The following is a 13,159-nucleotide window of genomic DNA, read 5'->3' on the forward strand; positions in this document are numbered from 1 at the left end:
ACTATTCTGATTTATGAGAAATTTCTTTGCCTTTTTTTAATTCTTTTTGAAGCTTTTCGGCTTTTTCTTCTATCAAGATAATCTTATTTTTTTTAGCAGCATACTCATCCTTCGTCAATTTTTTAGCAGCAAAATCTTTTTCTAACTGATCTTTGGCAGCTGCAATTTTATCTTTTGCTTTGGTTACAGATTCTTGCCCCTTTTCAATCGAAGTTTTAACTTCTTTCTTTTTTGCTTGGTTGGTTGCTTTGGCTTCGGTCGCTCTAGCTTGCCCAAACTCTTTGCCTGAAAGGTTTCCCTTATTCTTGCCATAAGCATTTCCTTTGTCTTCTTTCGCCTTAACTTTACCGTTCCCTTTATCCCCCTTATCCTTATTCACTTTATCAACAACAACATCCTTTCCCTTTTGAACCAAGTCATCTCCTTTTTCCACAGCTTTATCAGCAACATCGGCACCAACGACCTTAGCCCCTTCTTTTTTAGCCTTATTTTTGCCTTTGGCTTTCATTTCAGACGCTTTGTCTTTTCCTTTTGCTTGAGCTTCGTTTGCCATATCTTTCATTCCACCTTTTCCCTTTCCATTTTGAGCATTGGTTGTCCCTACTGTACACAACAATAGAGTTACAAGTAATAGTACATATTTCATTTTTCTTCGTTTTTAGTGTTTCTCTAACTCTACAACTTCACGTATAAAGTTAGTGCTTAATATATTACTACTACAAATTTCGAAAAATATTAATTCTATACATAGCGTTTTCTTGCCAAAAAGCTCCTTTCCCAAAACAAACTATAAAACAACCACTTACACGCCCTGCAAAATTTTAAATTGGCAAAAACGATACTAATGTGCCATTCCATACAGCCTCTTTGTTCTTCGCTGTTTTCAATTATGATGTATAATGCGCAATCACTTTATTGACTTTTCCTTCTTCATTAAAAAACATTACTTCAATTGATTTTTTGTTCATCACAGACTTATAGTAAAGTGCAATTGAATGCACACTTTCTGTTATTTCCAACAGCTCAAAATGCAAATCAGGAATTTTTTCCAATGCTTTTTTCCAGTATGCAGCCACAGCCGTTTTACCTTTAAGAGTTCCCGTATTTATCCCCCCTGCTAGTTTTATCATTGGGGTTGTAATTTCAATATCCTCAGAATAATGATTAAGAATATCTTCTAAATCATGAGAGTTCCATGATTTTATCCATTTTAAGGCAAATTCTTTTGTGTTCATATTTTTGTTTTATTTTATAATATACCATCATTAGATGGATATACAAATCCCAATTTATCCATAAAATCTATTACTTGCCACGCTTCGTTTTCAAATTCATCTTGTGGATAAGCTTTCCTAAGAGCAGAGTCATAGTCCCAATTTGTCAGGTATTTCTTAATCTGAAATGCCTCAACTCCTGTTATTTTATCCGCTATAATCTGTGGTTTCCCTTCCCATGTTTTTCTTTCTTCACTACTTATTTTATCCCAATAATCTGGAAGAGGGTTAAATTTATCGATAAGCTGTCCTTTCTCAAAAAAGAGATACATCCATAAATCACCATCATGAATATGAAACGAAAAAACAGGAATTTTCAGTTTTTCAGAAATATATTTAGAAGCATTATCCCACTTATAGAACCCCGAAGGATACAAGATAGTGACTTTGTAATTTTCCTCTGATGTATTTCGAGTGCAAACCTCTATATCAGTTAATCCAATATTCTCGTTTTCTAATTGAAAAAATTCGTTCAAACATTTTGTTACCTCATCTTCACTTTTTCCAAAAGCACAAGTCATAGAAATAAAAACACCCATATAGTCAATCTATTAATGATTCTTAGAATTATTTTATTTGAATTTACAAGAAATGCTCAATGGAGAAAAATCATTTTTTGAAACCAATGACTCTTCCATATTTTCAAGAAGTGGTTCAGATAACACTATTTCATAGCTTACAAATGGAACTCCTTCGTTTTCTTTATAAGGATTAAAATTTTTGATTTGTCCTTTTTCCCAATTATCATTTATATCTGCTTCTATTTGCTTGACAGAAACAATAACTTGATCCACAATATCCTCTAGTATATCGCTACCATATTCTGTTATTTCTGTGTACTTATTCAACTCGGGAATTTCTCCATACTCTTCTTCTATAAAAGGAGATAACAAGGAAAAAACATACTGATACAATTTAGAAATTTTTCCCGTTTCGCTATGGTTCGATTCCAAAAAAATCAATGTCCTAAATAATAGCACTACTTTAACCGTCTTTTCTTCTTGCTGATTTATCCAATCTAAAGAGGGTGCATCAGGATGAATGCATTCAATTTTTAGCTGATAAGTTCCTTCATTTCGTACTGAAAAAGTGATTTTACTTAAACTAGACATGCTTACGTATTTTCTATAAAAAAATATATTGAAGTTGTTTAAAATTTTGCCATTCAACCGATTCCTTCAATACCAACAAACTGCCCTAGAAAGATACCAAAATAGTACTGAAATACTATATCTTTTCCTAAAGTTCTACTTTTTCACATCAACCTGCTGCTTCCCAATATCCTTGCTTGTCATTTATCTATGACTTTGGATATGCACACCCTCCTTCAATTATTGCCATTCTATGGAATTATATCAACTATCAAATTGTTAAGGAGGCATTATACACATAAAACAATAAAAAATATTTATTATCATGCCCCGTAACCACCTACTACTAGAACTCTTAAAAAAGCAAGCCTATCAAGAGTGTTTACAATTACTAAAAAAGGAACCTCATGAGAATTTTGCCACCTTAGTAATCGAATCTAAAGTGTATAAAAAAGGAAAGTTAAAGAAAGCTTTTTGGGCTTCTGAATTAGTTAATTATGCTCTTCCACTATTCTTAAAATCGGATGATCGCATAGATATTTTGCACCCTTATTTTAGTTTTAAAACCCCTCCAAACACCAAATTATTGTTACAGATTTGGAAACAAGATGCTGCCTTGCTCCTCTCTTTATTCAAACGTTTTCAGCGTTTTCGCCATGATACTTGGATTGAAGCCTTAGAAAATATGTCTACCAATATTATTCCGTCCAAACAGCTTGCTGTGGAGAATTTGATACAAGAATTCAAACAAGTCCAAACACTTGAAAATAGTATTGCCATAGAACGAGAAGCAGACTTTGTGTCTTTGCTAAAAATCCCCATAGATAAAGTTTTAATGGGGTTTTGTTTTGCGCACAGTGCTATGATGGAATCCCAAGAAATCAATGGCAACAACACCCGAAAAAAAGAGCTTGATATGGCTATTGTTACCACACTAGACCTATTCCTCAAATACGCAAAGCGACACGCACACACACACAAGATAGTTCTTAGTGACAATACTATGTTGCAAAAAGAATGGGCGTATTTTCGTCCTAAACACAAATCAGAATATAAAAAAACGATTACTTACAAGAACGACCCTACGTATACAAAAATCCAGACAATTATTGATAAAGATATTCGCCGCCAATCCAAACGCTATTTTCTTAGTGCCTATGCTGCTGAAATGTGTACTCTCAACGGCTCTAATTATGCTTTTGCCGCCTACAACAACAAGCACAGTTCTTTCAAAAAAGATGACTCTAAGAGTGGTTACGAAGAATCCTATTTTTTTATGAACGCTCAAGCCAAAGCAGTAGGCATAAAAGAAGGACAATTCGATTTGCTTAGCATCAAGAATTTTCCCAAACTTTCCTTTATTGAGCAATCGGTTCTAACACAGGTTTCCAATTTAGAATTTTATCACGTTCCTTTAGAAATTCCTACGACCAACATAGATCTGAAACTAGTGTTGCTGCTTCTTACCGAGTTTAGCCGATACAAATCTCCTATGAGCCGAATTTTTCATCGATCAATAGATACTTCCAAAAAAGAGAATTGGGCAATTAAACCAGGTGAACACGTGCCCATTACCATCCTCAACAAACCTCCTCTAAGTTTTTCGCAACAACTAGGGAGCAATGAAGCTATTTCTATGTATGATTACCACGACTTATTAGAAGCACTACATCTTTATTATAAAAAACCAATGGCTACGATTAAGGAGAATTTAGATTTTTTGATTTGTGATTTGAGTCATTCTGATGATTTAAGTGCATGGTTACAACGCCCCTTTATCAAGATAAACAACAAGCTTTTTTGGTTGGGACGTTTGTTAAAAGATCGTCGTTGGGACATTATTCTACGCAACAAACTCAAAGAAGACAAAACCTATACAGAGAAATCCGTGTACGATGCATTGGTTCAAAAAATTGATAGAAGCTTAGAAACAGCAACGAGCAAGGTATTTTTAGACAAACAATTTTCTGTTGCTGTTGGCTGGAAATTCCCTCACCCTTCTTCCCCCAAAAAAGAAGGAGGTGATATTGACGTTGTAGCTTATAAAGATCAATTTCTTTTTGTTATACAAATCAAAAATAGTAGTCACTCTAATGCCATTCGTCAAGCGAGCTATATTGAAGACAAACAACTAATGAACGAAGCAACCAGACAATTGGATAGTTCCTTGTATTTTATTAACAACAATTGGTCTGCCATTCAAGAAAAATTTAATTTCTCCCACGCTCCATCAGAAGTCACTATTTTTCCTTTAATTGTAACCAATGTCTATAATGGAGACTATAAAACCTTCAAATCTTATGATAAAATTTCTTTGTTTGAGCTTTATATTATTATGAATAATGCTAAAAAAGGGCTGTATCATGCGCTCTCGTTACTCCTCAACAGTGATCGAAACAACGCTAGTTTTAAACAAGAAAGCATCCGCACACTTCTTAATCGCAATTTTGACCTTTGGAACCGAGCCGCAACATTGCAACCTAGCACAATTATCAACTGCATCCAAAACGATTGTGTTTGGAAAGATTTAGAGCAAATTCGAAATTTCAAACTATAACACATCCGCCCAATAAAAAGACCATTCCCAAAAATATTGAGAATGGTCCACTGTTTATTGATACGTTACTTAAAACCAATTTCAAGTAACATTAATGCTTTATCCACCTTTTTTAAGATCAGGAGATACCTTGTTTACTTTATTAGATTTACTTTTCTTTGTGCTAGTAGCGCCCTCTGCATTTTTGTTAACGGTTGAGGTGTTCTTGTCCAGTTTCTTGGTTTTACCAATCTCCCCATCTGCATTTTTATTAACGGATGAAGTATTCTTGTCCAATTTCTTGGTTTTACCCGTTCCACCTTTATTGTTGCTATTGCTATTGTCATTTTCTGTACCAGATCCTGTATTATTCGCTCCTCCTCCTTGTTGATTTGTATTCCCAGTTCCATTTCCATTCGGATTCCCTGTGGTATACACAACAACCGTAGATTTACTATCTTGTCCTGCTCCATTTGTTCCAGTGATCACAAAGGTATTGTTCCCTTGATTCAATGGTACATTGCTGGCTGTAAATGTTGTTCCTGCAAAGCTAAAATTCGTATTAGCCTGACCGTTAACAATAAATGTTACGTTATTTCTGCTGGCTACATCTAATATTGTAGCCGTAATATTTACCTTATTCGTTACCGTACTAAAAGGATTTTTATTAGGTGATGTGATAACCACCGTTGGCTTTTTTTGTGGCAATTGATAAATGACGATGGTAGACTTGCTATCTTGCCCTGCACTATTTCTTCCTGTAATTACAAAGGTATTGTTGCCTACATTTAGTGGCAAATTCATCGCCATAAAATTGTTGCCATTAAATATAAACGATGTATTAGACTGACCATTAACTGTAAATGTTACATCATTCTTACTCGCTACATTTAAAATCGTTGCTTTAACCGTTACTCTATTTTGCAAGGTTGTAAACGGACTTTGGGCTGGTGTCGTAATGGTCACAACTGGTTTTGGAACGGGCTGAGAATAAACTACAACTGTAGACTTACTATCTTGTCCTGCTCCATTTCGTCCCGTGATTACAAACGTATTGTTTCCTTGATTTAAAGACACATTTGTTGCAACAAAAGCAGTTCCAGAGAAACTGAAATTGGTATTTGCCTGTCCATTAACCGTAAAGGTCACATCGTTTTTAGTAGGCACATTTAAAATCGTAGCCTTAATATTAACCTTATTCGTTTGCGTATTAAACGGATTTTGGTTGGGCGATGTGATCACAACTGTCGGTTTTTTCTGTGGCAATTGATACACCACTACAGTCGTTTTAGAATCACGTCCAGCACTATTTTTCCCTGTAATTACAAAGGTATTATTACCTACATTTAAAGGAATATTATTAGCCGTAAAAGCAGTTCCAGAGAAACTGAAATTGGTATTTGCTTGTCCATTGACTGAGAAAGTTACATCATTCTTACTCGCTACATTCAAAATCGTTGCTTTGATGCTTGTTGCGCTAGTTAAAACAGTGTATGGACTTTGTGCAGGATTGGTAATTGTTACAACAGGCTTAGGTATTGGTAAAGAGTAGACAACTACTGTCGATTTGCTGTCTTGCCCTGCTCCATTTGTTCCTGTAATCACAAAAGTATTATTACCCTGATTCAAGGTTACATTGTTGGCGACAAAAGCAGTTCCTGAAAAGCTAAAGTTCGTATTAGCTTGCCCATTGACCGTAAATGTAACATTGTTTTTGCTCGCAACATTCAAAATCGTTGCTGTAATATTAACCTTATTCGTTTGTGTATTAAACGGATTTTGGTTCGGTGTTGTAATCACAACTGTCGGCTTCTTCTCTGGCAATTTATAAATTACCAACGTTGATTTGGTGTCCTGTCCAGAACTATTTCGCCCTGTAATAGTAAACGTGTTATTCCCTACATTCAAAGCAACATTGTTCGCGGCAAAAGCAGTCCCCGAAAAGCTAAAGTTTGTATTGTTCTGACCATTGACGGTAAACGTTACATCATTCTTGCTAGCTACGTTCAAAACCGTTGCTTGGATGCTTGTTGTATTGGTTAGAACAGTATAAGGATTTCTACCAGGAGTTGTAATGGTCACTACTGGCTTGGGTACTGGCGGAGCATAAATTACAATCGCTGATTTGCTATCCTGCCCAACTCCATTTCTACCTGTTATCACAAAACCATTATTGCCATTGCTCAACGGGATGTTGGTAGCTGTGAAGGTGTTCCCCGAAAAGCTAAAGTTCGTATTGGGACGACCGTTTATGGTAAAATTAATATTATTTCTCTCACTTACGTTCAAAATCGTAGCTGTAATCGTCACTCTATTTGTAGCCGTAGTAAATGGATTTTGATTTGGTGCTGTAATCGTTACAATGGGTGCTGGTTTTGGGGCTCTCATTACGACAACAGTAGATTTACTATCCTGCCCTGCCGCATTGCGTCCCGTTACTGTAAAGGTATTATTTCCTGCACTCAAGTTAATGTTGTTTGCTGTCAATACATTATTACTAAATGAAAAGTTCGTTGTTGCTTGACCATTGATCGTAAACGTTACATCACTTTTAGAACTAACATTGCTTACTGTAGCCGAAATATTCGTCGTCGAATTTGGCGTTGTCAATGGGTTTTGATTCGGTACTGTAAATGTGACTACGGGTGGTTCTATTGGTCGATAAACGACAACGGTAGAAGCATTTGATTGCCCTGAAGCATTACGACCTGTGATTACAAATGTATTGTTTCCTGGAGTAAGCGAAACATTGCTGGCTACAAAGCTGGTTCCTGAAAACGTAAAGTTTGAATTAGAACGACCATTGATCGTAAATGTCACATCGTTTTTGCTCGCCACATTTAGAATCGTTGCATTGATGTTAATAGGGCTATTTTGTGTTGTAAATGGGTTTTGATTCGGTGAAGTAATCACAACCGATGGCTCTTGAACAGGAGCTTGATAAATAATTACAGTTGTCTTTGTATCTTGCCCTGCGCTATTGCGACCAGTTATCGATACAGTATTGTTACCATTTTGAAGGACTACATTATTCATAACAAAACTCGTTCCTGAGAAGGTAAAGTCTGCCGAAGGACGTCCATTAAAGGTAAATGTTACATTATTTCTATTAGCAACATGTTGAATAGTTGCATTAATATTAATTCGATTATTTTGCGTAGTGTATGGATTTCTATTAGGTTGTGTAATCGTCACAATAGGTCGAGGCAATTGAACAACTGGCTCGTAAATAATAACCGTTGATTTGCTATCTTGCCCTGCTGCATTGCGACCTGTGATCACAATTGTATTAGCTCCTTCCTGCAAGTTTAAGTTTGCTAAAGTAAAACTAGTTCCTGAAAAATTAAAATTACTATTCGCTTGACCATTCACTGTACACGTCACATTATTGCGACCTGTTACATGATCAATGGTTGCTGAAACAGTTTCTTTAGAAGCTTGTGTAGTATAAGGATTTTGCCCAGGAGCAACAATCGTTACTACAGGAGGTCGAGGCAAAGGCTTTTCATAAACTACGACCGTACTTTTGGTATCTTGCCCTGCATTATTACGCCCTGTAATTACAATGGTATTATTTCCTGGCGACAAAGTCAAGCCACTCAAAACAAAGCTTGTTCCAGAAAAAGAAAAGCTTGTATTTGTACGACCGTTTACGGTACAAGTTACATTATTGCGGCTAGCTACATGTTGAATGGTAGCGCGAATTGTTTCTTGAGGTTGTTGCGTCACAAAAGGATTGGCGCGAGGTTGCGTAATTGTTACGATTGGAGCAGGTTCTGCTACCACTCGGCGATAAATAATTACAGTACTCTTCGTATCTTGACCGTCTTGGTTGCGTCCCGTAATACTAATTGTGTTGCTTCCTTCCATCAAATTAACAGTAGAAGAAAAATTAGTTCCACCAAAAGAAAATTGGTTGCTTCTTCGTCCGTTTACAGTATAAGTTACATTGCTAGCGCCAACTACATTTAGGATGGTAGCGTTGATTCTTGCCGTGGCATTATTGGTAGTATATGGATTTCTATTAGGATTGGTAATGGTTACCACTGGTGGATTTTGTACAACAACAGGGCGATAAATCACCACAGTAGAAGCCACATCCTGCCCTTTAACATTACGACCTGTTACCGTCAACGTATTGCTACCTTGATTTAGGGCAATATTATTGGCAACAAACGAGGTTCCTGAGAAAGAGAAATTGGTAGAATTTTGACCATTCACTGTAAAAGTTACATTGTTTCTTCCTCCTACATTTAGGATCGTCGCATTTAGATTGATCTGCGAAACGTCTACCGTGTATGGGTTTCTATTAGGGTTCGTAATTGTTACGACTGGCAGTGGTTCTTCTTTTTGGTAATTGATAATAATTGTCTTACTATCGCTACCATCTTTATTCAGTCCTTTTACGGTAATGGTATTTTGTCCTTGCACCAAAGGAACATTACTTGCCGAGAAACTAGTTCCCGAAAAATTAAAGTTGTATCCTGTATTTCCATTGACAGAAAATACGACGTTGTTTTTGCTAGTAACGTGCAAAATCTGTGCAGTAATTGTTGCTGTCGAAGCCAAGGTACTAGACGGGCTAGTCGAAGGATTGGTAATCGTTACAACAGGAGGTTGTTTGGGATCTGTATTGGTATTATTATTTGGTTCGTATACCACAATAATTGCTTGACCACTTGTTCCACAAGAGTTTTTAGCTCGCAAAACAATTCTATTTTCCCCTCTCTGTAATCGTAAGTTGTTTCTAAATTCTTTGGTTCCAGAATCGTAAGAATAATCGCTAACAGCTTGTCCATTGACCGTATATGTAATTTGATTGCGGTTGACATTGCTAACCATTGCAGAGATAAAAACACTAGATTGGTTCGTAGTATATGTCTGTCCGTTATTAACGGGCAATTGAAACTGTACATCAGGGCATGGCTGTTGGCTTCCACTACTTCCATAAACCCTCCAGTGCAACATCAAAGAAGTATAATGATGTATAGAGCTATTAATCGCTCCCCCATTATTAATCTTCACCCCTTCGAAATTATCTTGTAGTGTAAAGGTTGTTCGATGTCCTATTCCCAATGCAAAATACGGACTAAACCAGTATCCTAACTCAATACCAACTGTAGGGGTAAACGTCAGGCGAAATAAGTTATCTCCAAATTCATCTGTTGCAGCATTCGTTTCGTAAGTATCATCTTGCAAAGCAATAATATCTCGACAAATATCGTCTTCTGACTGTGTATAATCGATGCTCTCATAATCATAATCATTGCCAGAAGCATCTTTTTGATTAAATTTTGTACCATAAATACCCAATCCTGCACCAGCATAAAGCGAAAGCCAAATATTGGTTTCTCGACGCAATTTTTCAAAATTGAGGCGCAGTTCTAAGGACAAATCGTGAAAAGTTGTCCGATGATTGTGTGCAAAAGCCTTTGCTGCGGGACGGTAACTAAATTGAGTGCTGTCTGCTAGATTGGCGTTTCCAAACAAATTGTCTCTGTGATTTTGACCAAATGTATAGGTGTTGAGATATCGAAAACGAGCATCTGCTGAAAAAAAGCCATCCTTAGGATTATAGAAGCTATGACCAATATAAAAACCCCAACCCGCTCCCGCAAGGGCTTTGATATCACTGTCTTGCCAAGCTCCTCCAGCGTTGAGCCCAAAAATCCAATAGCCTTTGCCATTGCCCATGCGCCCTTCACCCCCTTGAGCACTACTTTGAGTAGCTCCCAATAAGCTTAGTCCTAATATTAGACATAAGTAAAGTAATGATTTCATAATGTAAGTTTTGTAAGATAGATTTATTGATATTGAGGTAAGCATCAAAACAGTTGATATATCTATTTTTGGACTGCTTGGTGCCTAAATATGTTCTATTTGTTCTTTTTTAGAACAAGATACAATTCTAAATGTTTTAAGTTTTTCTTAACGTTATTTTTTATAGTAGTTAGTAGTAGCAGCGCAGCTAACTATTATTTTTAAATAGTGCTACTTAATATTCTGTACAATAATATCAAACTGCAAGTGATCTCCACAACAAATAAAATGCTCCATAAAAAATACAAAAATTAATATTGCAGAATACTCAGGTCTAGTGGCATCAAACTAAGAAGTTGCTTCAAAAAAAACAATAAAAAGTAGGACCAACAAAAAAATGATGGTCTATATTCCTGAGTATGGTTCCAAAATCATCTTCAATAAAACACCAAACTACTGATCCAAAAGGTGTAATGGGTATCTTAGTAGACGCTTTTTAGAATAAAAAATTAAAGGAGAAATAAGTACTTTTTAGAGTTTACCGATTATATACTAATGGTGGTGTACAAAGTTCTGTAGATTCAGCACACAAGCATTATTCGAAAAACAACGATATAAATAATGGTAATTTTGAGGGTCACAAGTATTTGGATAGGCACTTTGGGCAATCATCAACATACTACTTTCGTTGTTAAATGCTCCCAATATATCGTAAATCTGATGTGTTGTCAACCAATTGTGTTCGACATAATCCAATGCCATATCCAATCGAACAGCTGAATTGCATTGGTGTTTTAAACTATGCAGCCAGCCCGAAAAAGCATCTATATGAACAGGAATGTGTACGTAATTCGTATGAGCACAACCAAATGTACAACTGTGACCATGTGAACAAGTATGCTGGTGCCCGTCGTGGTGATGCCCTCCATGATGCACATGATTGGGATTATGATGGTGCCCTCCTCCATTGTAAGTAGGCTGATTGTTCAAATTGCTATTGGGGCGCAAACCACCATTGGGATTGTTACCTCTATTCAACGTCAACATTGAGCCATACTGAGCTTGATTATTGGTAGAATGGTGGTTGTAATTATTATTGTTGTAATATGGTGCATTTCCACCCCGCTGTGCCAACAGCCCTAAAGTCGTGCATAAAATAAAAACGAGTGTAAACGTAACTTTTTCCATGTTATTGTGTGTTTTTGATGTTTTATAATTATTATATATTGAAAAAGCGTGCCAAACTTCGTGCATCGGGAACTATTTCTATAAAAAAATAGTTTTACGCATTTTGCCACAATCACCCACCCACACAATTCACTCAATTATAAGTCATTGCCACTAAAACCTCGTTTGCATAAAAAAATTATTGCCTTATTTTTAGGCAAAAAAAAAACCACCCAAAGGCGGTTTTCTTTGCTTTACGCAGGGACTGTATTTTTTATTTTTTGAACGTTACATAACAAGTTATACAAGATCTACCAATGGTAATCACGGATGTAACAATCCAACTCACGGCGACTAGAATTAAAAGCCAATTGATCAAATACAATTCCATAGTTGTGAATATCACATGTTCTGTGGAAAGCATATTTTGCAAAAGCTAATCGAGTACTTTCAAAGCTGAACATCAGCATAATATCTGCAATTTGGTGCGCACTTACATAATTGCAACGTACAAAACGTTTTGCTGCTCTCAAACGATCGTTGTCATAACCACAACCTCTAATTGAGCGACAACCTATATTAAAATCAGCAACACAAACAGGTGCCCAACCATAGTTGTGATTGGTATAGTTGCAATAACCATTATAATAGTGCCCATGGTGATGAGAAGTTACCACCACGTTTACATTGTTGTGGTGACCATGGTGACCGTGATGCCCATTGTTATGATAAACATGATGCGAATTATTGTGATGTCCGTGATGACCGTTGTTATGGTGACCATGATGTCCATGATTGTGATGCCCATAACCATTTGGACGATTTCCTCCTCGTCCGCTATTAGAATAACCACTGTTTGGTCGTCCTCCTCCCCGTCCATAGTTAGAACCGCCTCGGCTTGTTGTACCAAGATTTGGGTTTCTATTTAGGTTTGAGTTTCCTCTCAAGGTAGAATTAGAACTTGTATTCCCGTTGCTATTTAAAGTACCTCCTCCTCGTTGAGCAGAAAGTGCAAAAGATGTTCCTATTATAAGTGCGATGATTAATGTTAAATTCTTCATAGTAATTCATTTGAATGGTGTCAAAATTATTGCATAGATTAGATGTTGTGTATTGGGTTCTATGTAATCTTTAATTTGTTCTATTTATACTAATAAAAAAAGCGTGCCAACTTTTCTTTCGCATCTTAACAAAAAAAACACCCTATTACATCTACACACCTTTAAATATGGGCATTACATACTTTTTAAGGACATCAATAAATCCTCAACTTTAACAATTGCAGCAGCTAAAAACGTACATTTTAACTAAAACATTAGTTTTTTTCACTA

8 protein-coding genes are annotated in these 13,159 nt (G+C 36.3%); 1 reads left to right on the forward strand and 7 read right to left on the reverse strand.

Annotation, left to right across the window (positions count from 1 at the left end; genetic code table 11):
- Nucleotide 1: 1 nt before the first annotated feature.
- The 4 genes from CG11_RS24800 to CG11_RS24815 form a co-directional block, all read right to left on the reverse strand.
- A complete protein-coding gene (locus CG11_RS24800) occupies nt 2–646 on the reverse strand; it encodes a hypothetical protein (RefSeq protein WP_052599662.1) in 645 nt (214 codons plus the stop codon).
- 241 nt (nt 647–887) lie between these two features.
- Nucleotides 888–1,235 carry a nuclear transport factor 2 family protein gene (locus CG11_RS24805; protein ID WP_052599663.1) on the reverse strand — a complete coding sequence of 116 codons (348 nt, stop codon included), beginning with the start codon at nt 1,233–1,235 and terminating at the stop codon, nt 888–890.
- A 14-nt stretch (nt 1,236–1,249) separates the two neighbouring features.
- Nucleotides 1,250–1,813: a hypothetical protein gene (locus CG11_RS24810; RefSeq protein ID WP_052599664.1), complete on the reverse strand. Its 564-nt coding sequence runs from the start codon at nt 1,811–1,813 to the stop codon at nt 1,250–1,252.
- Between the two features lie 33 nt (nt 1,814–1,846).
- Nucleotides 1,847–2,386, reverse strand: coding sequence for a hypothetical protein (locus CG11_RS24815; protein ID WP_052599665.1), 540 nt, complete (start codon nt 2,384–2,386; stop codon nt 1,847–1,849).
- Between the two features lie 304 nt (nt 2,387–2,690).
- On the opposite strand from CG11_RS24815, the gene CG11_RS24820 reads away from it, so the two are divergent.
- Nucleotides 2,691–4,922, forward strand: a complete 2,232-nt coding sequence (locus CG11_RS24820) for a hypothetical protein (RefSeq protein WP_052599666.1) — start codon at nt 2,691–2,693, stop codon at nt 4,920–4,922.
- A gap of 99 nt (nt 4,923–5,021) precedes the next feature.
- Here the strand turns inward: CG11_RS24820 and CG11_RS24825 are convergent, their stop codons facing one another.
- From CG11_RS24825 to CG11_RS24835, 3 genes are all read right to left on the reverse strand, one after another.
- Entirely contained in the window at nt 5,022–10,682 is a 5,661-nt protein-coding gene (locus tag CG11_RS24825; RefSeq protein WP_052599667.1) for a hypothetical protein, read from the reverse strand.
- A 531-nt stretch (nt 10,683–11,213) separates the two neighbouring features.
- Nucleotides 11,214–11,849: a DUF4476 domain-containing protein gene (locus tag CG11_RS24830; protein WP_052599668.1), complete on the reverse strand. Its 636-nt coding sequence runs from the start codon at nt 11,847–11,849 to the stop codon at nt 11,214–11,216.
- 290 nt (nt 11,850–12,139) lie between these two features.
- Nucleotides 12,140–12,889, reverse strand: a complete 750-nt coding sequence (locus CG11_RS24835) for a DUF4476 domain-containing protein (protein ID WP_052599669.1) — start codon at nt 12,887–12,889, stop codon at nt 12,140–12,142.
- Between the last annotated feature and the right edge of the window lie 270 nt (nt 12,890–13,159).

This window comes from Aureispira sp. CCB-QB1, from assembly GCF_000724545.1.
In the GTDB taxonomy this organism is placed as follows: Bacteria; Bacteroidota; Bacteroidia; order Chitinophagales; family Saprospiraceae; genus Aureispira.